Origin of the sequence: Bradyrhizobium zhengyangense, from assembly GCF_022012435.1 — a bacterium.
In the GTDB taxonomy this organism is placed as follows: domain Bacteria; phylum Pseudomonadota; class Alphaproteobacteria; order Rhizobiales; family Xanthobacteraceae; genus Bradyrhizobium; species Bradyrhizobium zhengyangense.
Genome location: NZ_JAKLUA010000005.1, coordinates 392,992 through 417,286, shown reverse-complemented (window position 1 = coordinate 417,286; position 24,295 = coordinate 392,992). Strand labels below are relative to the sequence as shown.

Sequence of the window (24,295 nt, the reverse complement as noted above, 5' to 3'; positions counted from 1 at the left end):
CCTCTTGGTTCGTCTAAGCTGTCGTGCAATCCAATTCCACCGCAGAGAAGCAGGCCAATCGGGGAATACGCCATAAAGTGGCATTCGGCCTAACCATTTCATTGCAGCCGAAGTCCGCGACGGGAAATGAGCGCCCGGTATGCTTGAGTGTACGATCGACCTCCCGATCGGCACTGTGATTTAGCTTACATTTGGTCGAGCGAAGTCCTGCTACACAAGACCTGCTGGAAAACAGTGCCGGTCATCGAGCTTGGGCTGCGCTTGGCAGTCATCAGCGGCCACGCAAGCTGAAAAGGCAAGAAACGAAATCGCGGAACGTCAGTGTAGAAATTCTGTTGCTTGACCGCAGACGGCAATAGGGAGCATTTCTATCATGACCGCTAAGGTGATTTTGGTAATGCGACACGGCGAAAAGTCGGACGATCCGCTTGATCCCGACCTCACTCCCGCCGGCAAAGCTCGCGCGCAACGGCTGGCTCAATACATTCCAGCGACGTTCGGAAAGCCGAAGTGGCTATTTGCGACCGCTGCTTCGAAGCACAGTCGGCGTCCAATTCAGACGCTGGAGCCTCTTGCCAGGCAATGTCACCTGACAATCGATGAAACCTACGCCGATCAGGATTACGGCGCGCTGGCTCACCACCTTCGCAAGAGCGATGCTTTTGATGGCGCGCTCGTCGTCGTCTGTTGGCATCACGGAAATGTTCCGCCAATGATGCATGCGCTGAAGGCATCGGCGGGCGATTATCCGGATCCTTGGAAAGGCGATGTTTTCGATCTCATTCTTCAAGTCAAGTTTGCGAAGGATCGCGAAACACCCGAGGTTACGAAAGTGCGGGAGCCGTTCTGACGTCGTGTCTGAAGGTCGCTGGTCGATCGACCGTCGCGGTGAAAAATTCCGAGAGGAAACAATTTCGAGAGGAAACAATGGATCGGTTGCCGAAGGAGCGAACATCCGTTCTGGTGACAGGAACGTTTTTTCTGGCGGCTTTGGCTGCGGCATTTGTGCCGGCTCCCTTGCGCGCCGCGCCGCCCGGTTACGAGATCCAGAGTTTTCCAGTGCCGGAAGCGCTCCAGTCGCAGGGCCAATCGCTTTCAGCTGACAGCAAGGATTGGATGAAGAAGTGGAAGGGAATGAACCTTGAGGATAGCTCCAGCTATACATTCAAGGAGTTGTCCGGTTCGACCTCGATCAATATGAAGATCGAGAAGATCGATACGTCGGATCCGAAGGGCTATAAGTCGCGCGGATCCTTCGTCCCACGGAACAGCTCAGCCAATCCCGACGTCGAGATAGCGGCTTTCAATCTCAGTACCATCCTTGGATACGACCGGATATATCGCCCCGCCGCGCGCTACGAGCTTGGTCCGATCGCGAGCCAAGCGTTCAGATCTCTTATCGGAAAGTACAGCATTCACGGGTCTGCACGGTTGGCCAACAAGGCCCGGATATTGAAGGCCATACAATCCGGGCCGCCCTTGAAGGGATGTGTCAAGGCCAAGAAGGATGAGACGGGCGTCGCGTTCGACGCGATCGCCAATACCCACGCCGCGTCGAATGGCGCGCCGAACGCCGGTCATCCAATCATTCGGTTCCTGCAGGCCGCGAATGAGAAACCGATGGCAGGCAAGAGCCTGACTTTGAAAACCGGCTATGACGGCGACGAACTCGAGCTCGCGCGGGAATATTCGGTCATCATGACGATCGACGCCATCACCCAGCAGTGGGACCGGTACAGCGGCGGCAACGTGGCGATCCGGAAAGACGATCAAGGCCGCGCTCATTTCTACATGACTGATAACGGCGGTGCAGATCTCAGCGACAGTTGGAACGCGCATAATCTGACCTGGTTCAGCCGCTTCGATCGCGGCGTCATCCAGAAACTGGCTGATCTGAAACGATTCCTTGACACCCCCGCGACCGGCTATCTCGGATATTCCGATCCTGAAGTATTCGTCACCGACCTCGGTCTCTATTCCCAGAACAGCGCGGCTATCAATGTTCAGCGGCTCAGAAGGAACTTAGGGCTTGTGCTGGACTATGTCCGAGCTACCGAAACCAAGTTCGGCGATAAAGCCTACTTTGACTGAGTCTGCGAGACGCAATGAAATGGCGCGGCTATCGTACTCGCCCGCAGCAAAGTGCTCCGCCATCGGTTGAATGCTGTTTCACTCACTTCGGGCCGAGCAGTCCTGGGGCATTCCCAGCCGATCCAGGAATGGCTTCGCTCATGCGTCTCTTGACGACAAGCAGATCAGGATACAGCTGCCGCGGCATCGGAGTGATCGCTCTCACGGCTCGCAACTCGTGACTTTGACTGTTTGGTTCGAGAAGTGGGCCTGCAGATTCAAGTCGAGCTTCAGGCCGCCTTTTAGACATGCTTGATGCAGCTTGGTCGCAAGGTCCTTCAGATTCTTTCGGATGTTGGCGTAATCGTCGGCAGTAAAAACCAGTTCTCGGACGAAGAAATCCTTCATTTCAGGGGAATCGGCAACAGCGTCAAGTTGCTGAAGAAGGAGGTAGGTCCTTGGATCGATGTGCGCAATACGACCGGACAGGCCGACTTGATTTGCAACATTCTCCTTTGCGACCCCGCAGTCATTGTCTTTCAGGAGCATCTTCTTGAGTTGAACGGCTCCCAGTTTCGCAGCCTCTTCGGGCGTCAAGTTCTTGCTCGACTTCAGCTTCGGGCTGCCATCCGCGTCCAGATCGGCAGCGTCGATGTAGTAATAGGTCATAAGATAGTGGATGTTGCCGAAGCGATCCTGCTGGTTCATCAGCGTGTCGATCACGATCAAGTCCGCGGCATCCTTGAGCTGTACCATCTTCTGAACGTTTTCGGTTGTGAAACTTCGTCCCACCAACGTACTGATGTCCGCGTTATGGGCCAGCATTTGCACGATCGGGTTCTTGTCGCGGAAGTTCGACGCGCGGGCTACGTTGTTGGCTCCGCCGTTGAAGAACTCCTTATAGAAGCTTTCGTGCTTTGGATTTTCGCTAAGGGCGCCATACGATTGGGTGAAGTCGGTGGTTAACAGAGAATCCCGCCTCTTGCCATTCGCGCCTGCCGTCAATTGCGCCATCAGGCTTGCCCAAGTCTGATGAATAAGACTGTTCGAGGCGGTCTCCGCCAGAGCCGCGCGACCGAGGGCAATATGATTTTGCAGGTCAAACGTGCGCAGAACTGCCGGAGGTACGTCAGCGATGCCACCGAGCATGCGCGACAGATGGTAGTAGCCGAGGATGGATGGCGTGTAGCTGCAGCTGGAGCTCAGCTTGTATTTGGCTATCTTGTGGGCGCCGGCAGTGTTGCAACGAGCGGCCTCGACCTGTTGGGGAGTGCCTCCTTGGGGGAGTGAATAGAGGTCAAGACCCGGATTGGTGCTGTTGAGTTTCGGACAAACAGCGGAATTCTGATGCTCGTCGATATTGCAAAGCCGACTCTCGATCTCGATGTCCTTGTCGAAATATCTCCCTGCGGCGAGGTGCTTGGGGACGACGCAAATCTCGGCATTTCTGCCGGGCACCGGAATCTGCATGGTCTGTTCGCCGCGCGCAGGGTCGACCGACAAGCCGGCATGGGCGTATGCCGAACCCAGGAGCTGCAGCGGCAGCAGTAGAAGCTGAGTGAAACGCACTGGTCTCATCGCGTGTCCTCCCAGTCTCGTTTGGCACGTGGAGGAAAACCCGCTGGCGCGAGTTCTCCGATTGGTTTGCATTCGCTACTTCCATCCGCCGCGCCGACCGCGGCGACTGGCTGCGGTTCAGCGCAGAGCGCTTGCCTCAATGGTATTGCGGACAGACGCGAGCCGCGTCCTGCTCGGAAATTTGCAGCTCTGGATCGGTGAACCGTACGAAATTCGCGACTTGGTCGTGCTCTTTTGGATAACGGATCTTGGGCGGGATCACGCTATCCCAATAGTCGGCCGCTTTGTGGGAATCCCATCCCGCTGGAGCGCAAAATTGAGCGAGGGCCGCGGCCGAGATAAAACCGGAAGCGTGCAGGCCATACCAGCAATGGACGTACATCGCCCCCTTGCCTTGAGTGATGATGTCATGGAGCTTGACGAACACCGTTCTCAAGGCCGCGCGGTTGTCCCACTGGTGATAGTCATATTGGAGCGAATTAGCAGCGCAGCTGACATTCTCGGTTCCGTTCCATCCGGTTCGATACGCGTACACCGCCTGCGAGAAGCCGGCTTTGCAAAGTGCCTGAAGAGATTGATTTTGCAGCGGTCGGCGTGGACCGTCGACACCAGCGCGAGAACCTTCGGTGCCGCCGCGATACAGGACCCCGGGCATGACGACTCGAAAATGCGTGAGTCCTGTTCCGTTGCCGACTGGAAAGAGCTTCTCTTTCTTCATATCGGCGTCGTCGGTTCCCGCAGGCTGCGCAAGAGCGCTCGCTGCAACTGACAGTCCCAAAAGCAGAACCGAACAAAATCCAGGGATTTTGGACATGGCGTCTCCTCACCGAAGATAGTCAGTCTTGATGTCGCGTCGGACCTTGCTTGCCTCCTGAAAGCGAGAAGAGCGAGGTGGCTCCAGCGCTCCCGGCCGGTTGAGCAGATCCCGTCAGAGCATGATCCGCAAAGGTGTGAAGCGGTTTTCCGAACAGATCATGCTCAAACAAGGAGCTAAAGCGCGATGACGATTCAAACCAATCTCATCGTGCTTTAGTCTGCAACGTTAGAGCAGGCTGCGACCGAAGGTTGTGAACCACTTCACATGGCCGAAAAATGCGATTGGGCTAAAGTTGCAATCTGACACCAAGTCCGCTTGGTGCAGACGTTCATGGGTTTCGCGAGGACCGGACATGCCAGCAACGCCCAATTTGCCGACGCCCGATTTCACCTTCGATGCCGACCAGCCCGGCGCATGTATCGCCGGCGTACGGCCGTATCGCAACGGATCCTACCGTCTCGACGCCGAGACGATCTCGAGTAAATTCTTCGTCCACAACTACGGGCATGGCGGTGCCGGTATTACGTTGAGCTGGGGCTGCGCCTCCAAGGTGCGGGATATCGTCAGGAGCCATCTGGTTGGCTCGCCCAATAGGAAAGTGGCCGTCCTGGGTGCAGGGGTGATGGGCTTGACCGCCGCCACGCTGCTTGCCGATCTCGGTCTGACGGTCACGATCTATTCGGACCGCGCGCCGCTGCAGACTACGTCATCCAAGGCCGGCGGCCAGTGGGCCGTGTCGGTGGTGGAATTCGCGGGCAAGCAACAGGAACTCACGGACATCATCAGGTTCGCATACACGACCTTCAAGGCGAGCATCGGCCAGGGCTTTGGCGTCAGCGAGCGGCCGAACTATTCGGCCACGCCGTCGCATAATCTGGATGTCGTGATCCAGCTGGCGCCCGGTCTCATCAAGCCGAGGGAATCGCTTCCAAGGGAGCCGTTCGAGGGCCATACCAAGCCTGGCTTCGTCTACCAGACCTTGCTGATCGAACCGCCGATCTTTCTTGCGAAGCTCGAAGCAGATCTGCGGGCGCGCGGCACGACGTTCGTGAACAAGAAATTCGTCAACAGGTCGGATATCATCGCGTCGGTGCCGGAAACGATCGTCGTCAATTGCACCGGGCTCGGCTCGATGACGTTGATGAGCGATCCGAAGATGGTCCCGATCAAGGGCCAGTTGGCGATGTTGCCCCCGCAGCCCGCGTTGCAATATTTGTATGGTCAGGATGGATACATGTTCCCGCGTGCCGATCACGTCGTCATCGGCGGGACGTTCGAGGTCGGTGTGAACAATGAGACGGCAGATAAATCCGTGTGCCAGGGCCTCGTTAGTCACATTGCCTCTCAGTTTGGCAAGGCGTCGGCGAAGCCTCTTCCGGACATCCATATCCACAACCCCGACCACGCGCCGATCGTCAATCCGCAAATCCCGGAGGTCTGAGGTGCTGTCCAAAATTTGTCGCGCTCTGACCGGATCGGGTTGAGTTCACTCGCCGTCATGTCGAAGGTCTCTCAGATGGTGTCGTGCGGCATGCGGCTCATCACCCATTTGCCGATTGGATCTGGCGAGCAGATGCGTGTCGAGCTGTGACGGGAGCGGGCACTTGCCACAGGCCGCGATGATTCCATCCTACACCTGTTTTGCCCGACGCCTCAAGCGATTTTCGGTTTTACGGAAATTTTTCGCGCGAACGCCCGCTCAAGCGCGATGACCGCTCGACTCGGCCTCGTAGCAGTTCAAGCCCTTGATTTCGCACTCGCGGGCTACTGTGCATGGGGTTGTTTTCGACTTTTTGCTTCCAGGGTGCAAAACTATCGGTCCGAGCCCGACCCGTCCGGCGCTCGCCTTTCATCAATCCATTTTCAGGAGACGCACCATGCAGGTTTACAATGTGGTGAAGTTCAAGGTGAAGCAGGGTGAGGAGGCCGCCTTCCTCGACGCGCACCGGAACGGCAAGGCGAAATGGCCGGGCCTTGAACATGGCGTCATCATCAAGACCGGCGAGCAGACCTTTTGCCTGATCGGCCAATGGTCCAGTCAGGACGCAATGGTTGCGGCGCGATCGGCGATGATCAAGACGCTCGACAGTTTCAGGTCGGTGCTCGAGGACCAGGGCCAGGGGCGCGGCGTCACCGATGCCGTGTCGGGGGCGGTGGTGCTCGATCTCTAGCAGGCGAGCGTCGCCCGCTACTTCATCAGCCGTATGCCCTTGGTCGTGAACTTCTGCGTCTTGCCGCCTGGGCGAAGGGGGCGCCTGGTGCCGGCGGCCTTGCCGGTGCCGGGCGGCTGGTGCGCGGGGACGAGCTGGTGGGGCTGCGAGCCGATCAGGTCGCGGCGGCCCATCTCGATCAGGGCCTCGCGCAGCACCGGCCAGTTATCAGGGTCGTGATAGCGCAGGAACGCCTTGTGCAGGCGGCGCTGGCGCAGGCCCTTGATCGCCTCGACCCTGTCGCTGCCGCCGTGGCGCACGCCGCGCAAGGGATTGACGCCGGTGTGGTACATCGCGGTGGCCGTCGCCATCGGCGATGGCAGGAAGGTCTGCACTTGATCGGCGCGATAGCGGTTCTTCTTCAGCCACAGCGCGAGGTTCATCATGTCCTCGTCGGTCGTGCCCGGATGCGCCGCGATGAAATAGGGGATCAGGTAATATTTCTTGCCGGCCTGCTCTGCGGCTTCGTCGAACATCCGCTTGAACTTGTCGTAGGCGCCGATGCCGGGCTTCATCATCTTGTCGAGCGGGCCGCGCTCGGTATGCTCAGGGGCGATCTTGAGATAGCCGCCGACGTGATGGGTGACGAGCTCCTTGATGTATTCGGGGCTCTCGACCGCGAGGTCGTAGCGCACGCCCGAGGCAACCATCACCTTCTTGATGCCCTTGGTCTCGCGCACCTTGCGATAGAGGCGGATGAGATCGTCATGCGAGGTGTTGAGGTTCGGGCAGATCTCGGGGAAGACGCAGGACGGCCGCCGGCACGCGGCCTCGACCTTCGGGTCCTTGCAGGCCATCCGGTACATGTTGGCGGTGGGGCCGCCGATGTCGGAGATCACGCCGGTGAAGCCCGGCGTCTTGTCGCGGATCTTTTCGATCTCGCGCAGGATCGATCCTTCCGAGCGGTTCTGGATGATGCGGCCCTCATGCTCGGTGATCGAGCAGAAGGTGCAGCCGCCGAAGCAGCCGCGCATGATCGTCACCGAGAACTTGATCATGTCCCAGGCCGGGATCTTCGCCTCGCCGTATGACGGATGCGGCGCGCGGGCGTAGGGCAGATCGTAGACCGCGTCCATCTCCTCTGAGGTCAGCGGGATCGGCGGCGGGTTGAGCCAGAGATCGCGGTCGCCGTGACGCTGCACCAGAGGCCGCGCATTGCCGGGATTGCTCTCCCGGTGCAGCACGCGTGAGGCGCGGGCGTAGGCTTCCTTGTCCTGCTCGACCTGCTCCAGCGCCGGCAGGCGGATCACGGTTGCGCCCTTCTGGCGCGTGGCGCCTTCGTCGGCGGAATCGAGATCGTCGGCGTGCAGCTCGGCATAGTCTTCGGGCACCCGGCGGAACAGCGCGACGCCCCTGATATCATCGAGCTCGCGCGGCGCATCGCCGGCGGCGAGACGGTGCGCCACTTCGACGACGGCGCGCTCGGCATTGCCGTAGAGCAGCAGGTCAGCCTTGGCGTCGGCCAGCACCGAGCGGCGCACCTTGTCCGACCAGTAATCGTAATGCGCGATCCGGCGCAGCGAGGCCTCGATGCCGCCGAGCACGATCGGCACGTCCTTGAACGCCTCGCGGCAACGCTGGGCGTAGACGATGGTGCAGCGGTCCGGCCGCTTGCCGCCTTCGCCGCCGGCGGTGTAGGCGTCGTCGCTGCGGATGCGGCGGTCCGCGGTGTAGCGATTCACCATGGAGTCCATGTTGCCGCCGGTAACGCCGAAGAACACCTTTGGCTTGCCGAGTGCCTTGAACGGCTCGGCCGAGTGCCAGTCCGGCTGGGCGATGATGCCGACGCGGAATCCTTGCGCCTCCAGCAGCCGGCCGATGATGGCCATGCCGAAGCTCGGATGGTCGACATAGGCGTCCCCGGTCACCAGCACGATGTCGCATTCGTCCCAGCCGAGCGCGTCCATCTCGGCGCGGCTCATGGGGAGGAACGGCGCCGGCTTGCGCGGGCGCGCCTGTGCCATCAGGGGCTTGTCGGCGGTGATGATCTGGGTGTCCATGGGGCCTACGCATAGGACTCCGGACGCGCGAATACAACCGACGGGAGCGTGAAAGATGCCGGTTCCGTCCTCGTTCGGGCGCATTAGCCCTTCGCGAGCGCCGGCTGGACCTCGGCCGTCGTGGCCGGCTCACCACCCGCGCAGTGGTTCATTTGCAGGAACGATCCGGGTCCGCCCACATTCTGACTTAGGGGCCGTGGCGAGCCCGGCTTGCGCGCGCCCGTGCCCACGATCCGGATTGCCTCGATATTCGCCTCGGGCGATGGGGGAGCTGTGAGTACAGTCATAGAGAATTTGCTGTCGCGGAAGCAGAAGCTTGTCGAACAGCTCGAGAAGGCGCCGTCGGTCGAGGACCGCGACAAAATTGAGCACCAGCTCGAACAGATCAACACGGCGCTGGATTTTCTCGACAGGCCGGGACCACGGGGCGGGGAATAGCCGCTCAATTCGCCGCCGGCGTCTCCACCTTCAAGGCTTTGGCGTAGACTACGCCCGAATTGGTGATGTGCGTGGTCATCGCCGCTTCGAACGCCGCAAACTCCCCGCGCGCGAACAGATCGAGCAGCTTGCGATGCTCGTCGAACGACGAGCGGGTGCGCACGTCGATCGGTGAGGTCAGGTTGGTGCGGAGCGCCGCCACGCGCCCCGAGACGAGTTGGTAGGATTCGGCGAGATAGCGATTGCCGCAATGCGCGAACAGGCCTTCGTGAAAGGCGGCGTCGGCGCGGCCATAGGCGATGTTGTCCTTGGCCTCAACCGCCGGCTCCATCGCCGCGATCGCCTCGCTCAGGGTCGCGATGGCGCCGTCGCGGTCGTGGCGAAAGGCGAGTTCGGCGGCTTTGGGCTCGAGCGCGATGCGGAAGGTGCAGAGCGCGGTGATGTCCTCGGCGCTGGGCGTGAACACGAAGCTGCCGACCTGCGGCCGGATCACCACCAGCCCCTGAGCCTGCAACTGGCCCATCGCCTCCCGCACCGGCGTGCGGCTGACGCCGAATGAGTTCGCCACCATCTCCTCCGAGATGGCGGCACCGAGCGCGAACTCGCCGTCGATAATGGCCTGCCGCAGCCGCAGCATCACCCGCTGCGACAGCGATTTCGGCGCATCGAGCTTGAGCGATCGCATTGTCCCCTCAGATCACCTTGCCGGGGTTGAGCAGATGATCAGGATCGAGCGCGGCCTTCAGCGTCCGCATCAGCGCGATCTCCGCCTCGCTACGGGCATGTCCCAGCCACTTCTTCTTCAGCGTGCCGATGCCGTGCTCGGCGGACACGCTGCCGCCCATGTCACGCACGAGGCCATAGATGATGGTGTCCATCTCCTCCTTGGGCTGCTGCTCGACGGGAAGGCCCGTGACCCAGGAGACGAGGTGCAGATTGCCGTCGCCGACATGGCCGTAATAGACGCTTTCGCAGCCCTTGATGCCGGAAGCCAGCGCCGCCTTGCAGCGCGTGGCGAACGCGTCCATCCGCGCCACCGCAAGACCGATGTCGTAGGAGATGTGCGGCCCCAGCACCTGGCCGAACTCGGCGCAGATGTCGCGCACGCGCCAGAACGCTTGCGTCTGCGCCAGCGATTGCGCCACGGCCGCGTCGACTAGCAGGCCCCGCTCCATCAGCTCCTCGAGCCAGGCCTGGAAACGCGGCGCATCGACGCTCTCGTCGGTGCCCTGCGCCTCGACCAGCACATAGAGACCCTGACCTGCGGCGACCGGCGGCTTGACGCCTGCGCGATTCGTGATCACGTCCCAATAATCCGGCCACATCACTTCGAAGGCCGACAGCAACGGGCCGAGCCCGCTGCGGGCGGCATCGAGCAGCGCGATCACAGCGGCATAGTCCTTCAATGCGCAGAGCGCGGCCATGGTCGAGCGCGGTTTCGGGAACAGTCTCAGCACCACGCGGGTGATGATGCCGAGCGTGCCTTCCGAGCCGATGAAGAGGTGCTTCAGATCGTAGCCGGCGTTGTTCTTCATCAGCTTGTTGAGGCTGGTGATGATGGTGCCGTCGGGCAGCACAACTTCGAGGCCGAGCACCAACTCGCGCGTCATGCCGTAGCGGATGACGCGGTTGCCGCCGGCATTGGTCGAGAGATTGCCGCCGATGGCGCAGGAGCCGCGCGAGCCGAGGTCAAGCGGAAAGAACAAGCCGGCCTCGTCGGCGGCCTTCTGGATCGTCTCCAGCGGCGTTCCTGACTTCACCGTCATCGTCATCGAGGCGCGATCGATCTCCTCGATGCCGGTCATGCGCTCCAGCGAGATCGCGATCCAGCCCGCTTCGGGCGCGGCGCCGCGGCAGAGCCCGGTCAAGCCGCCCTGCGGCACGAAGGGCAGGCGCGCCTGTCGGCAGGCCGCAATCGCATCGGCAACACCCTGCGCATCAAGCGGTCGGATCACCGCCAGCGGCGTTTGCGGCAGGCTCGCGCTCCAGTCGTTGCAATTGCGCGCGGGCACGTCGCTGCCGGTGAGCACGGCCGCAGCGCCGAGCTTATCGCGCAAGGCGGCGAGCAGTGGCTCGGGATATCCGACAGGGGTCACCATGTTCATGCGAGACCTCCTCTAAATTTGGCTGCGCCTCATGCGCGTTGAGCCGGCGGAAAGCGTTTGCGCCTGTCTTGTATGTAAGGTACAAGATAAAAAGTAAAGCAAAAACAAGGTCCGGTCGCCCCCGAAGATCGTTATCGATCAGGGGTTTGTTCCGGAGCCGTAACGATGGGTGGTGCTATGACGGAGGCAATTCGCGGATTCTGGGTGGCGTCGGCGACGCCGCTGGCGCCGGACGGCAGCGTGGATTCCACCAAGCTCGCCGCTCACGCCAAGCAGCTGTTCGGCAAGGGCGTCGACGGCGTCGTGTTGTTCGGCACCACAGGCGAGGGCACCTCTTTCAATGTCAACGAACGCATCGCGACCATCGAAGCCGTCCTCAAGGCGGGCGTGCCGGCGGAGCGCATCGGCATCGGCGGCGGCTTTCCCGCCATCAGCGACAGCATAGCGCTGGCGCGCGCCGTGCTCGGCCTCGGCCTGCGACACGTTCTGATCCTGCCGCCTTATTTCGATCGCAGCGCCACGCCTGAGGGCATCGAGGATGCCTTCGCCGCTGTCATTGACGGCGTCGCCGATGATCGCCTGCGCGCCTACCTCTATCACATCCCGCAGATCTCAGGCGTCGCGATCCCGACCAGTGTCGCCGCGAATTTGCGCAAGCGTTACGGCAAAACGGTTGCGGGCCTGAAGGACTCCAGCGGCGACTTCAAGCAATTCCAGGCGTTCCGTGCAGCGGCACCCGAGCTTGCCATCACCGTCGGCAACGAAACCGATATCGCGCGCGCGATCGCCGGTGGCGGTGCCGGCACCATCTGCGGCATGGCCAATATCGCGCCGGAGCTGGTCAAGGCGATGATCGATGACAAGGACGTCGAGGCGCGCATGCAGGCCGCTGTCGATATCGTGGTGAAGTCGCCGTCCTTCCTGACGACGCTGAAGGCCATCCTCGCTGCGCAGACCGGCGATGCCGGCTGGCTCCGCGTGCGCCCGCCGCTTCGCGCATTGTCCGACGGCGCCGCGCTCAAGGCGAAGCTCGACGAGCTGACCAACCCGGCGATCGCCTAAGCGCGCGTTTGATCGCTGTGATCGTCCGCGGCGCGCGCTGACATGGCGCGCACCGCGACGAGCGCGGCGGCAAAACCTGCCGCCGCTCCCACGCCGAGCGCCCAGCGCGGGCCGAGATGATCCGCCACCCATCCGACAATCGGTGCGCCGATCGGCGTGCCGCCCAGCGCGACGCCGAGCCGCAATGCCATGACGCGCCCCCTCATCCGCGGTTCTGTGGAGAGCTGCATCATGGCGTTCGAGGTGTTGGTGACCGTGAGCGCGGCAACGCCGATCAAAACCAGCGTGCCTCCGAACAGCCAATAGCTCGGCGCAAGCGCGGCCAGCGTGCATCCGGCGCCAAACGTTGCGGCTCCCATTAGCAGCGAGATGAATTTCGGCTGCGCTCGCCCGGCAGCCAGCAGCGCGCCCGAGATCGTGCCGACCGCCATCGTCGACGATAACAGGCCAAAGCCGCGCGCGTCGGTGTGGAAGACGCTGACCGCCATGGTCGAGATGAAGATCGGGAAGTTCAGTCCGAACGTCCCGATCAGGAACAGCATGATCATGATCGCCCTGGGATCCCTGCGCGACCACACGTAGCGAAAACCTTCCGTCATGCCGCCCGGTGCTCGGTGCGCTCGTGCATTCGGGCGAAGCTCCGACGTGCGCAGCAGTGCGAGCGAGCAGAGCACCGCCACGAAGGATGCAGCGTTGAGCAGGAAGGCCCAGCCGGTGCCGATCGAGGCGATGACGATTCCCGCGATCGCGGGCCCGACCATCCGCGCGGCATTGAAGGACGTCGAGTTCAGCGCGATCGCGTTGGAGAGTTCCCCGTCGCCGACCAGCTCGGCCACGAAAGTCTGGCGCACCGGAGCGTCGAAGGCCGCGGCGCAGCCGAACAGGAAGGCGAACACATAGACGTGCCAGAGCTGCACAAGGCCGGTGACCGTGAGAAGGCCAAGCACCAGCGCCAGCAGTCCCATCGTCGCCTGGGTCGCGACCAGAAGCCGCCGTTGATTGAAATGATCGGCGGCAAATCCGGTCCACGGCATCAGCAGGAGCTGCGGTCCGAACTGGAGCGCCATTACGATGCCGACGGCCTGCGCATTGTGTCGTGTCAGCTCGGTGAGAACGAGCCAGTCCTGCGCGGCGCGCTGCATCCACGTCCCGGTGTTGGACACCAGCGCTCCCGCAGCCCAAACACGGTAATTGTAGTTCCGCAGTGAGCGAAATGTGCCCGCGCCTGGCACGCTCATGACCCCGTGGGCGTGTTGCCGCCGTGGAATTGGCCGAACCGCCGCGCGAGGAAAAGGCCGAGGATCAGCGCGCCGAGCCCGAGCGCGACGACATCGGCCGTATCAAGCAGGGCGAACTCCCCGACTCGGCAGACGAGGAGATATCCGACGGTCACATTGAAGAAACCCCAGAGCACGTTGACCGTCGACGAAGACAGACCTTCTCCCCGCGGCGTCGCAAACGGCGTCTGGAACGGTTCGCCGCGCAGGCCGCTGACAAGATGTGGAGTGGCGTTCGCCAGAAATGCGCCGCCCCAAAAATAGGAAACGAGATGAAGCCAGTTCATTTCTGCGCGCTCCGTGTGGTCAATTCGGCGATGATTGCCTGCATTATCATGCGATCGTTCCTGTTGTTAGAACGTTTCAACACTAGAGCTATTCAAGTCCACCTATAGTTCTCTTCATTCGCAGTCGCTGCTAGATGCGCCAGCGTCAATGCCGTGACTTGGAAGTGAATTGAAAGTGCGTGCCCCTGTGGATGGCCCTCGCGTCAGAGGTCATCGAAATCGCGCCGGCAAGAGCCGTGCAAGTCTTCTCATCGGTGCGGCCGTGTTGCTCGCCGAATACAACTCCAGCACGACCGTCGCGAAGGCGCAAACGGCGCTGCCGCCGGTGAATGTGGAAGCACCGACGCAGCGGCCGAAACCGTCGCGCGCGTCGCAGCAGTCTCAACGGCGGACACAGGCGGTCCTGCGCCGTAGCCCAACGGCCGTTCCATCCGCATCTCTGATGTTCTCCGAACGCGCCGCGGCGGACGCCGCCGCACAACAGGCCGCAAAGCTCGGCTATCGCGCGATGCCAAGCGCGACCACGTTGCGCTCGGGCGCATCGCCGCTCGATACCTCGCAGTCCGTCAATGTCGTGCCTGCGCAGGTCCTGAAGGACCAGCTGCCGCGCAACATCGACGATGCGCTGGTCAACATCAGCGGCATCACCCAGACCAATACGCTCGCCGGCACCCAGGACGCGGTGATCCGCCGCGGCTTCGGCGACAACCGCGACGGCTCGATCATGCGCAACGGCATGCCGCTGGTGCAGGGACGCAGCCTGAACGCTGCGGTCGACAGTGTCGAGGTGCTGAAGGGGCCGGCCTCGCTGCTCTATGGCATTATGGATCCCGGCGGCATCGTCAACACCATCAGCAAGCGTCCGGAACTGTACCAGCACGGCGCGGTCTCGCTGCTGGGCTCGACCTACGCGAACAATCGCAACGGTGCCGACGGCACACTCGATGTCACCGGCCCAATCGGCGATGGCGGGCTCGCTTATCGCTTCATCGGTTACGGCGTCAGCGAGGACTACTGGCGCAATTTCGGCCGTCACCGGGAGATGCTGGTGAACCCGTCGCTCGCCTGGTACGGCGAGGCCACGACGGTCCAGCTCACCTATGAGCACCGGGAATTCATCACGCCATTCGACCGCGGCACTGCCTTCGTCAACGGCGCCCCGCTGGCGATCTCGAAGACGCGGCGGCTCGACGAGCCATTCAACAACATGTGGGGCACGCCCGATCTGGTGCAGGGCTCGGTCGAGCAGAAGCTCGACGACACCTGGAAGGTCACGGCGGCCTACAGCTATAACACCGAGACGTACAGCGCCAACCAGCTCCGCGTCATCGGCGTCAACGCCAAGACCGGCGTCGAGACCCGCAGCAATGACGGCACCCAGAACTCACTGAGCAACGCCAGTTACGGCACGTCCTATATGCAGGGTGATGTCTGGGCCGGCGGCTTCCGCAACGAGATCCTGTTCGGCGGCGAGGCGCTGTATCGTACGATCGATCGCCACGATTTGATCCGTCAGGCGACGCCGAGCTTCAATTTCTACAACCCGGTCTACGGGCTCGTCACGCCGGGCACGACAATCTCGCCAACCGACAGCGAGCAGACCGACAAGCTCGGCACGCGCGGCTTCTTCGCCCAGGACACGTTCCATCTCACCAACTGGCTGTCCATGGTTGGCGGCGTGCGCTGGATGCAATATGAGCAACTCGCCGGAAAAGGCCGGCCTGTCTTCATCACCAACACGAACCTTTCGGGCGACAAGGTCCTGCCGCTCGGCGGGCTCATCGTCAAGCTGAATGAGCAGCTCTCCTATTATGTGAGCTACACGCAATCGCTGAAGCCGACCTCGACCATCGCGGCTTTCACCAGCGGCTTCGTCGTTGACTCCACCATTGCGCCTGAGGAGGGAACGCAGTGGGAGACCGGTTTGAAGTTCGACGTCAACAAGCGGCTGTCGGGCACTTTGGCGGTCTACGATATCCAGAAAAAGAATGTGCTGGTGCTGGATGACCTCGGCAACGGCAAGTCGACAGGGCGCGCCTCCGGTGCGGCGCGGTCGCGCGGTGTCGAACTGGACGTCACCGGCCGGCTGACTGACGAATGGAGCATGATCGGCAGCTACGGCTATACCGATGCGCGCCTGATCAACGATCCCGTCGTCGGCAACGCAAAATTGCTGAACGCCGCGATGAACACGGCGTCGCTCTATCTCGTCTACGATTTCGGCGACCGGTTGCCCGGACGCCTGCGGCTCGGTGGCGGCGCACACTATGTCGGCGACCGGCCGGGCGACGCCGCCAACACGTTCTTCCTGCCCGCCTACACCGTCGCAGACATCTTCGTGACCTACGACGCCAAGGTCGACAACGTGCCCGTGACTTATCAGTTCAACGTCAAGAACCTGTTCGACAAGGTCTACTACACCTCCACCACCGGAAACGCGTTGAACGTCGCGATGGGCGATGGCCGCCGCATCTCGCTGTCGGCAACGGTGAAGTTCTAGCCATGGCGATACAACATCAGGTCGGGCGCAAGATCAGGGCGGCACTGCTCCAGCTTCACTCCATTGCCGGCCTCGTGCTCGCACTGCTGCTCTCCTTGATCGCGCTGACCGGCGTGACCATGAGCTTCGAGGACGAGATCGTCGACCACCTGAATGCCGGCATCATGCAGGTCGTCCCGCGGACGACACCGGCTCTGTTGCCGGATGAGCTGGTGTCGCGTCTGAAGGCCGTACCTGACGCCGGCAAGGTCGCGGGCATCACGTTGTCGAGCAATCCTTCGGCGGCCGTTCATATCCGCTTCGCACGCGACGAGCAGGGCGGGCGGCCGTCATCGCTCTATGTAGATCCTTATGACGGCAGGGTGCTCGGCGTCCCGCGCGGCGAGGATTTTTTTGCGATGGTGCGTCGGCTGCACCGCTGGTTGCTGATATCTGGCGATGCCAGGGGCTGGGGTCGCCAGATCACCGGCATCGCCGCGCTCGGCCTCATCGCGATGCTGGTCTCGGGCCTCGTGCTGCGCTGGCCGCGTCGGGCGAGCAGCGTGAAGATGTGGCTGAAGCCGAACCTCACCCTCAGCGGCCGCGGCCTGCATCGTTCGCTGCATGCCGTCGTCGGCACCTGGGTGCTGCTGGTCTATCTGGTGATGGCGATCACCGGGCTGTGGTACTCGTTCGACTGGTACAAGGACAGCGTCGTCTGGTTGCTGGCTCGGCCTCATGTGGCGGCCGTGAAGATGCAGCTGAAGCAGCCGCGCCTATCCGGTCGTTCCGAGCCGGCTCAGCCGGTCTGGTTCGATCGTGCGTGGTCGACTCTCCTGCGTGAGGAGAGCGGCGGCTTTGCCAGGGTGCAACTCACGCTTCCTGCAGGTCCTGGCACAGTGATGCGGATCCGGTCGTGGCCAAAGGACGCCACGCTCGAAAGCGAGCGTAACGAATTCCGCATCGATGCAGTTACCGGCCAGCTCATCTCTGCTGAGCGCTATGCCGACAAAACCCTGGGCGAAAAGGCCATTGCGAGCGTGCTCGACATCCATCGCGGCGCGATCCTGGGCTGGCCGGGCAAGCTTGCGTTCATGATAGCCGCAGCGCTGATGCCGCTGTTCGCGATCACCGGCGTGCTCTTGTACGCCTCGCGCCGCAAGTTGCAGCGTTCGGCGCAGCCGCTGCACGGGCGGCTCGTTCCGGGCGAGTGATCGCAACGCTCCCTGCTGACGGCTCATCGAGCGCGCGATGATCGGTCGCTCCGGTGTCGCCAAGGTCGTCCCACGTCTTGGACAAGAAACGCTTGTCCAAGGCTTCGCGACATGGTTCGATCCGACTTCTGCACGCGTAAGTCGTGGTGGCTTAATGGCACGATCCGAACGAGATGAACTTGAAGAGGCAGCGCTGCCGGCAGTGCTCGTCAGACGGAACGATTTGCCCGTGCCGCTTGCACATCCGGCGAGAAGTTTCTTTGGCGGACTTCCCAAGCTTCCGCCGCAGTTCGAGTGGCCTGTGGCGGAAGTCACGGCGAATGAGACGCCAGAGACGGTAGCTCTCACCTTTGTCGCTCAGATTGACTTGGCTGAAGTGCCTGGTTCAGGTTGGTCGCCACTTCCGAAGCGAGGCACGCTCTTCTTCTTTTGCAGCTCGGTATTCGTCGGTGAAGGGAATCCTCCTTGCCGTGTCCTCTATAGTCCGACCGGCGGTGGCGCGCATCCTGGCCGCTCGCCACCACCCAATCTCATGCCGCTGGCAGGGACTGACGGAGACGCTCAAGTCAGATGGCTCGATCCGGCGCTCGATTTTCATTCCAAAGTCGAATTCAAGTACCCGCTTTCGTTCCTGCCGTTTCGCGACGTCTATTCCGATCAGGATGCCGCTGGGGGCGAATTCATGATCGAGGAATTGTGCAGGGTGTTAGGCCCGGGTGAGCCGCGGGCGCCGGATCTCCTTCAGTCTAGAAGGGCGCGCGACTATGAGAAAGACGAGGATTGGCCCTTCAACTGGCTTCTGATCAACTATGTGGTTCGCTCAATCTTGTCGCGTGTCCAGCGTGATCTGACACCTGGATCTTACTACAAGCCGATTACCGACGAGGTGGCTACAGAGCTCAAGCGTCTACGCGTCGGCGCGATCGGATGGCTTGAACGTTGCCGGGCACTGACCCCAATGGACGAGGTCGATGCGGATACGAAGACGGCCTTCAGGTCGTGGTGGCTCGACGTCGTGCAGGCCTACGAGAGGATAGACAGGCAGGTACGCACATATGCGGGGCAAATTGCGGAGGATCTGGGCTACGCCATCAACCACACGATCCGTTGTATGGCGACCCAGGGCGATGACGCTTGCGACGACGCTCCTTTCGAGTATGTCGCGAACCTCGAGCGACAGAATCATTGGAAAGCGCCGACCGTGGAAGAGGGGCAGCGCCGTCATTTTGGAACAGCGCTCCATCAGATGCTGGGATACGGCAGCGGTCCGCAAGATGCGACGGAGGTCCATCTGGAAGATATGCTGTTGCTCCAAGTGCAGGGTGATGCTGCCTTCTTCGATTGGCACTCCAACATCGGCTGTGTGCTTCATTTTTGGATTGACCGGGATGCACTCACGCAACTCGACTTTTCGGGCGTCGCCGCCACATACGAATGTGACTAGTGCGATACGTGTGGCAAACTGGCGATTGCCCGATTTTCTGATCTGACTAGCCAACATCACGGCAATGGTTCAAAAGCTTCTGGTCTTCCTTTCAGGGTCCACGCCATGAAGCTTTCGACCGTCACTCCCGCCGATGTCCGTCGCGCGCTGCTGCTGCGTGAGGAGATCGCACTGCTCGATCTCCGGTTTGAGTCGGCCTTCGCCACCGGCCATCCGCTGTTCGCGGCGAACATGGCCGTGGACCGGATCGCGGTTGAGGCCGCGGTGAGGCTGCCGCGCAAGGACGCGCGGATCGTGCTCTATGATGATGGCGAGGGGCTGGTCGCTGATGGCGCCGAACGTCTTGCCGCGCTCGGCTACAGCAATGTCCGCGCGCTCGATGGCGGGCTGAAAGCCTGGCGCGCGGCGGGCTACGAGCTGTTCGAGGACGTCAATTCCTATTCAAAGGCGTTCGGCGAGCTGGTTGAGGCGCGCCGCCACACACCCTCGTTCAGCGCCGACGAGGTGGCAAAACTGATCGCGGACAAGGCCAACATTGCCATTCTCGACGTTCGTCGCTTCGACGAATATGCGACCATGAACATTCCGGGCTCGGTGAGCGTGCCCGGTGCGGAGCTGGTGTTGCGCGCCGGCCAGGCCGCGCCCGATCCAGACACCACCATCATCGTCAATTGCGCCGGCCGCACCCGCTCGATCATCGGCACCCAGTCGCTGATCAATGCCGGCGTGCCCAACAAGGTGCGGGCGCTGCGCAACGGCACGATCGGCTGGACGCTGGCGCGGCACACGCTCAATCGCGGTGCTGACCGGCGGGGCGCGATTGGCTCATTTGAAGGGGGCCCGGCCAATGCGCGCGATGTCGCCTATCGCGCCGGCGTCCGTCATATCGGCGAGAACGAGATGGCGGCGCTGGTCGCAGCGACCGGTCGCACGCTCTATCGCTTCGACGTGCGCGATGCCGAGGAATATGCCGCCGGTCATCTCCCGGGTTTTCGCCACTATCCCGGCGGCCAGCTCGTGCAGGAAACCGACATGGCAGCGCCGGTGCGTGGCGCGCGCCTCCTCTTGACCGACGACAGGGGCGTGCGCGCCGATATGACGGCGTCCTGGCTCGCGCAGATGGGCTGGGAGGTCTACGTCCTCGAAGGCGGCTATGGCGGCCCACTCGAGGTCGGCCCGCCCCTCGTCCTGCCGAAGCCAGACCCCGCGCATCGCTACCGTCGCCCCTATGAGGGCACTGATGTTGCGGAGAAGGCAATGCAGGCCTATCTCGACTGGGAATATGGCCTCGTCGAGCAGCTCCGCCGCGACGGCACGCACGGGTTCTACGTGATCTGACTACCGCCAAATCTGACTACCGCCAGGTCAGGATATCCCCGTATCCAAACCCTATTGTGCTCGGCCTCGTCCGCGGTCTAAGAGCTGCGGCAAAGCCGTCATTTCAGGAGATTCCATGCCAGCCCCAGGCCAAAGCCCTGAGCGGAGCGCGAAGGCGCTGCTGCTTGAAGGTGTCAACGATAGCGCCGTGGATCTGTTCAAGGGCGCAGGCTTCACCAATGTCGAGCGTCTGACCAAGGCGCTGGATGGCGATGCCCTGCGCCAGGCGCTCAAGGGAGTGTCGCTGCTCGGCATCCGCTCCCGCACCCAGATCACCGACGAGGTGCTGGAAGCCGCCGACGGGCTGCTCGCGGTCGGCTGCTTCAGCGTCGGCACCAACCAGGTCGATCTCCTGGCGGCGCGCAAGCGCGGCATTCCCGTGTTCAACGCGCCGTTCTCCAACACGCGTAGCGTCGCCGAGCTCGTGATCGGCGAGATCGTGATGCTGCTGCGGCAGATCTTCCCGCGCTCGGTGTCGGCGCATGAGGGCGGCTGGGACAAGTCCGCGGCCGGTAGCCGCGAAGTCCGCGGCCGCACGCTCGGCATCATCGGCTATGGCAATATCGGCTCGCAGCTCTCGACGCTCGCCGAAGCCATGGGCATGCGGGTGATCTATTACGACCGCACCGACAAGCTTCGCCACGGCAACACCGAGCCGGTGGAGAAGCTGGAAGAGCTGCTGGCGCAGAGCGACGTGGTCAGCCTGCACGTGCCGGAGACGCCGGAGACCGCGGGCATGATCGGCGAGAAGGAGCTGCGGGCGATGAAGCCGGGCTCGTTCCTGATCAACAACAGCCGCGGCACGGTGGTCGATCTCGACGCGCTCGCGGGCGCCTTGCGCGATGGCCACATTGCGGGCGCGGCCATCGATGTGTTCCCGGTCGAGCCGTCGTCGAACTCGGAGCGCTTCAAGAGCCCGGTGCAGGGCCTCAATAACGTCATCCTCACTCCGCATATCGGAGGCTCGACCGAGGAGGCGCAGGAGCGCATCGGCGGCGAGGTCGCGCGCAAGCTGGTCGACTTTTTCATCACCGGCTCGACCATGGGCGCGGTGAATTTCCCGGAGGTGCAGCTGCATCTGCGCCCGTCCGGCGCCCGTTTCAGCCATGTCCATCGCAACGTGCCGGGCATGCTGCGCCGGCTGAACGAGGTTTTCCTCCAGCGCGACATCAACATTGCCGCGCAATATCTGGAGACCGCCGGCGACCTCGGCTACGTCGTGCTCGATGCCGACCTCGGTGGCCAGGACTCAGGCGCGCTGCTGGCGCAGATTCGTGCACTCGAAGGCACGGTTGGCGCGCGGCTGGTGTTCGAGCACTAGCGCGCCGTCACGTTCCGGTTGCATTGTCCGGCTTAAACTCTCTAAACTGTATCGTCTTCGACGTGTTCCAATCACGTCGAATTTGAGCCTCAGTTGCGTGAGTGTCCGCCATGGAACGCGACGCCGTACTGATCGATCTCGCACTTCAAGGCGGCGGCTCGCACGGCGCTTTCTCCTGGGGCGTGCTCGACCGCCTGCTGGAGGAGAAGTGGCTCACCATCGCCGCGATCTCCGGCACATCGGCTGGCGCAATGAATGCGGCGGTGCTGGCTGATGGATGGACGGCTGGTGGAGCAGAGGGCGCGCGCGAGGCGCTGGAACGATATTGGCGCCGTGTCTCGAAGGCTGCTGCCTTCAGCCCATTGCAGCGCTCACCGTTCGACAGGCTGATGGGACGCTGGACGCTCGATACCTCGCCCTTCTACATCTTCACCGACCTGATGTCGCGGGTGCTGTCGCCCTACGATCTCAATCCGACCGGTTACAATCCGCTGCGCGCAGTGCTGGCCGAGAGTATCGATTTCAAACGGCTGGCGCGCTCGCCGATCCAGCTCTTCATCACGGCGACGCGGGTGCGCACCGGGCGCGGACGAATCTTTCGCAACGCCGAGATCACGGCAGACGTGCTGCTCGCATCGGCCTGCCTGCCTACCATGTTTCGCGCGATCGAGATCGACGGCGAGCCTTACTGGGACGGCGGCTTCGCCGGCAACCCCACCATCACGCCGCTGGTCCGCGAGAGTGATGCGCACGACACCATACTCGTCCAGATCAATCCGACCGAACGGCTGGAGGAGCCACGCACCGCGGCGGAGATCCTCAATCGCGTCAACGAAATCTCCTTCAACTCGCCGCTGATGAAGGAGCTGCGCATGATCGCGCTGCTACGCCAAGCGGCCGATCCCGGCAGCGGCGAGGGTTCGCGCTGGGCGAAGATGCGGACGCACCGGGTCAAGAGCGACATGCTGGCGAAGTTTGGCGCCTCGTCGAAGCTCAATGCAGAATGGGAGTTCGTCTCGATGCTCCGAGCCGAGGGTCGCCTGGCCGCGGATGCGTTTCTCCGCGAGCACGGCGCCGATGTCGGCCGGCAATCGACCGCCGATCTTGACGTTCTCCTGGCGGAGTGTTGAGGCATGGGTCTCCTCGGCCTGCTCGTCGGGCTCGGCCTGCTGGTGCTGTTCGCGTTTCGCGGCTGGAGCGTGCTTTTGCTCGCACCGTTCGCTGCGTTGGTGGCCGCGTTGTTTGGCGGCGAGCCGTTGCTGGCGAACCTCACCCAGGTCTTCATGACGAATGCAGCGGCATTTCTGGCGCAGTTCTTTCCGATCTTCCTGCTGGGCGCCGTGTTCGGCAAGCTGATGGATGACAGCGGCGCGGTAACGTCCGTTGCCGCGTTCATGGCGAAGCGTCTCGGCGAGCGCCGCGTAATCCTTGCGGTCGTGTTGGCCGGCGCCGCGGTGACTTACGGTGGCGTGAGCCTGTTCGTCGCGTTCTTCGTCATCGTGCCGATGGCCCGCTCGCTGTTTCGTGCGGCTGAAATTCCGCGGCGTCTGATTCCGGCTGCAATCGTGCTGGGGACGTCGACCTTCACCATGTCGGCCTTGCCCGGCACGCCGTCGATCCAGAATGCGATCCCGATGCCGTTCTTCGGCACGACGCCCTTTGCCGCACCGGGCCTCGGGATTGTCGCTTCCCTGATCATGCTCGGCACAGGCTTGTGGTGGCTGCATCGCGCGGAAGCCAAGGCGCGGCGCGCTGGGGAGGGCTATGGTGACGAAGTCGAGGATGTGACCGAGCGCGCTGCGTCCGACGAGCTCGTGCGCGAACGTGCGACCACGGCGCGGGAGTTTGATCCAGCGGAGCTGCAACATGGCCATCGCAGCGACCAAGCGTCGCCGGTTCTGAATGCTGTCCTGCCGTTGATCGTCGTCGTGGCCGTCAATCTCCTGATGTCGCTCGTGGTCCTGCCTCGGCTCGATGTCAGCTACCTTGCCGAGCAGCGTTTTGGCGGGACGTCGCTCGCTGCCGTTGCGGGCGTGTGGTCGGTCGCGGTGGCGCTGACCGCCGCCATCGTCACGACCATCGTGCTGAACTGGTCCCGTCTGCCGGCGTTGCGGCAGACCATGGACGCCGGAGCCAACGCCTCGGTGCTGCCCGCCTTCAGCGTCGCGAGTCTGGTCGGGTTCGGCGCGGTCGTTGCCGCACTGCCGGCATTCACGACCGTGCGCGACTGGGTGCTCGCGATCGAAGGCGGCCCGCTGGTCTCGCTGGCGGTCGCGACCAACATCCTGGCCGCGCTGACCGGCTCTGCGTCAGGCGGCCTGACCATTGCTCTCGATGCGCTCGGCGACACTTATGTCGATCTCGCCGCACGGACCGGCATCGACCTTGCCCTGATGCATCGCGTTGCGGTGATCGGTTCGGGAACGCTCGATATCCTGCCGCACAACGGTGCGGTGGTGAGCTTGCTCGCGATCTGCGGCCTGACGCATCGCGACAGCTATTTCGATATCGTGATGGTCGGCATCGTGACGTCGCTGCTCGCACTGGTGGCCGTGATCGCCTTGGGCAGTGTGCTGGGATCGTTCTAAGACGATTGACGCAGTCGCGAAGGTTGCG

General features: G+C 62.5%; 20 protein-coding genes. 13 read left to right on the top strand and 7 right to left on the bottom strand.

Annotated elements, in window-relative coordinates; all coding sequences use genetic code 11:
* Nucleotides 1-373 precede the first annotated feature (373 nt).
* Both L6637_RS19085 and L6637_RS19080 read left to right on the top strand, forming a co-directional pair.
* Nucleotides 374-850: a histidine phosphatase family protein gene (locus L6637_RS19085; protein ID WP_237859706.1), complete on the top strand. Its 477-nt coding sequence runs from the start codon at nucleotides 374-376 to the stop codon at nucleotides 848-850.
* A gap of 77 nt (nucleotides 851-927) precedes the next feature.
* Nucleotides 928-2,091 carry a hypothetical protein gene (locus L6637_RS19080; protein WP_237859704.1) on the top strand — a complete coding sequence of 388 codons (1,164 nt, stop codon included), beginning with the start codon at nucleotides 928-930 and terminating at the stop codon, nucleotides 2,089-2,091.
* A 201-nt stretch (nucleotides 2,092-2,292) separates the two neighbouring features.
* Here the strand turns inward: L6637_RS19080 and L6637_RS19075 are convergent, their stop codons facing one another.
* Both L6637_RS19075 and L6637_RS19070 read right to left on the bottom strand, forming a co-directional pair.
* Complete coding sequence (locus tag L6637_RS19075; protein WP_237871682.1) at nucleotides 2,293-3,648, bottom strand: hypothetical protein; 1,356 nt, start codon at nucleotides 3,646-3,648, stop codon at nucleotides 2,293-2,295.
* 136 nt (nucleotides 3,649-3,784) lie between these two features.
* Nucleotides 3,785-4,462 (bottom strand): hypothetical protein, encoded by a 678-nt coding sequence (locus L6637_RS19070; protein ID WP_237859699.1) that lies wholly within the window; start codon nucleotides 4,460-4,462, stop codon nucleotides 3,785-3,787.
* 355 nt (nucleotides 4,463-4,817) lie between these two features.
* Between L6637_RS19070 and L6637_RS19065 the strand changes: the two genes are divergently transcribed.
* Both L6637_RS19065 and L6637_RS19060 read left to right on the top strand, forming a co-directional pair.
* A complete protein-coding gene (locus tag L6637_RS19065) occupies nucleotides 4,818-5,906 on the top strand; it encodes an FAD-dependent oxidoreductase (RefSeq protein WP_237859697.1) in 1,089 nt (362 codons plus the stop codon).
* A gap of 436 nt (nucleotides 5,907-6,342) precedes the next feature.
* A complete protein-coding gene (locus tag L6637_RS19060; RefSeq protein WP_237859693.1) occupies nucleotides 6,343-6,636 on the top strand; it encodes a DUF718 domain-containing protein in 294 nt (97 codons plus the stop codon).
* 17 nt (nucleotides 6,637-6,653) lie between these two features.
* Here the strand turns inward: L6637_RS19060 and L6637_RS19055 are convergent, their stop codons facing one another.
* Nucleotides 6,654-8,675, bottom strand: coding sequence for a YgiQ family radical SAM protein (locus L6637_RS19055; RefSeq protein ID WP_237859690.1), 2,022 nt, complete (start codon nucleotides 8,673-8,675; stop codon nucleotides 6,654-6,656).
* Nucleotides 8,676-8,885: 210 nt separating this feature from the next.
* Between L6637_RS19055 and L6637_RS19050 the strand changes: the two genes are divergently transcribed.
* Complete coding sequence (locus L6637_RS19050; RefSeq protein ID WP_237859686.1) at nucleotides 8,886-9,113, top strand: hypothetical protein; 228 nt, start codon at nucleotides 8,886-8,888, stop codon at nucleotides 9,111-9,113.
* Between the two features lie 4 nt (nucleotides 9,114-9,117).
* Here L6637_RS19050 and L6637_RS19045 read toward each other — a convergent pair whose 3' ends face one another.
* Together L6637_RS19045 and L6637_RS19040 are read right to left on the bottom strand one after the other, a co-directional pair.
* A complete protein-coding gene (locus L6637_RS19045) occupies nucleotides 9,118-9,798 on the bottom strand; it encodes a GntR family transcriptional regulator (protein WP_237859684.1) in 681 nt (226 codons plus the stop codon).
* 7 nt (nucleotides 9,799-9,805) lie between these two features.
* Nucleotides 9,806-11,218 (bottom strand): FAD-binding oxidoreductase, encoded by a 1,413-nt coding sequence (locus L6637_RS19040; RefSeq protein ID WP_237859682.1) that lies wholly within the window; start codon nucleotides 11,216-11,218, stop codon nucleotides 9,806-9,808.
* Nucleotides 11,219-11,395: 177 nt separating this feature from the next.
* Between L6637_RS19040 and L6637_RS19035 the strand changes: the two genes are divergently transcribed.
* Nucleotides 11,396-12,280, top strand: a complete 885-nt coding sequence (locus L6637_RS19035; RefSeq protein ID WP_237859680.1) for a dihydrodipicolinate synthase family protein — start codon at nucleotides 11,396-11,398, stop codon at nucleotides 12,278-12,280.
* On the opposite strand, the gene L6637_RS19030 is transcribed toward L6637_RS19035, so the two are convergent.
* Both L6637_RS19030 and L6637_RS19025 read right to left on the bottom strand, forming a co-directional pair.
* The gene (locus tag L6637_RS19030) at nucleotides 12,277-13,518 is read right to left on the bottom strand and encodes an MFS transporter (RefSeq protein WP_237871680.1); all 1,242 of its coding nucleotides are present in this window, start codon (nucleotides 13,516-13,518) and stop codon (nucleotides 12,277-12,279) included. The genes L6637_RS19035 and L6637_RS19030 overlap by 4 nt on opposite strands.
* Entirely contained in the window at nucleotides 13,515-13,844 is a 330-nt protein-coding gene (locus tag L6637_RS19025; protein ID WP_237859676.1) for a hypothetical protein, read from the bottom strand. Before L6637_RS19025 ends, L6637_RS19030 begins: the two co-directional genes overlap by 4 nt.
* A gap of 175 nt (nucleotides 13,845-14,019) precedes the next feature.
* On the opposite strand from L6637_RS19025, the gene L6637_RS19020 reads away from it, so the two are divergent.
* The 7 genes from L6637_RS19020 to L6637_RS18990 all read left to right on the top strand — a co-directional run bounded on the left by L6637_RS19020 (nucleotide 14,020) and on the right by L6637_RS18990 (nucleotide 24,267).
* The gene (locus tag L6637_RS19020; RefSeq protein ID WP_237859674.1) at nucleotides 14,020-16,344 is read left to right on the top strand and encodes a TonB-dependent siderophore receptor; all 2,325 of its coding nucleotides are present in this window, start codon (nucleotides 14,020-14,022) and stop codon (nucleotides 16,342-16,344) included.
* 2 nt (nucleotides 16,345-16,346) lie between these two features.
* Entirely contained in the window at nucleotides 16,347-17,537 is a 1,191-nt protein-coding gene (locus L6637_RS19015) for a PepSY-associated TM helix domain-containing protein (protein WP_237859673.1), read from the top strand.
* Between the two features lie 37 nt (nucleotides 17,538-17,574).
* Nucleotides 17,575-18,981: a DUF1963 domain-containing protein gene (locus L6637_RS19010; RefSeq protein WP_237859671.1), complete on the top strand. Its 1,407-nt coding sequence runs from the start codon at nucleotides 17,575-17,577 to the stop codon at nucleotides 18,979-18,981.
* Nucleotides 18,982-19,086: 105 nt separating this feature from the next.
* Complete coding sequence (locus L6637_RS19005) at nucleotides 19,087-20,319, top strand: rhodanese-like domain-containing protein (RefSeq protein WP_237859669.1); 1,233 nt, start codon at nucleotides 19,087-19,089, stop codon at nucleotides 20,317-20,319.
* Between the two features lie 115 nt (nucleotides 20,320-20,434).
* The gene (serA, locus tag L6637_RS19000; RefSeq protein WP_237859667.1) at nucleotides 20,435-21,679 is read left to right on the top strand and encodes a phosphoglycerate dehydrogenase; all 1,245 of its coding nucleotides are present in this window, start codon (nucleotides 20,435-20,437) and stop codon (nucleotides 21,677-21,679) included.
* Between the two features lie 110 nt (nucleotides 21,680-21,789).
* A complete protein-coding gene (locus L6637_RS18995; protein ID WP_237859664.1) occupies nucleotides 21,790-22,809 on the top strand; it encodes a patatin-like phospholipase family protein in 1,020 nt (339 codons plus the stop codon).
* A gap of 3 nt (nucleotides 22,810-22,812) precedes the next feature.
* Nucleotides 22,813-24,267, top strand: a complete 1,455-nt coding sequence (locus tag L6637_RS18990; RefSeq protein WP_237859662.1) for a GntP family permease — start codon at nucleotides 22,813-22,815, stop codon at nucleotides 24,265-24,267.
* The last annotated feature ends 28 nt before the right edge of the window (nucleotides 24,268-24,295 follow it).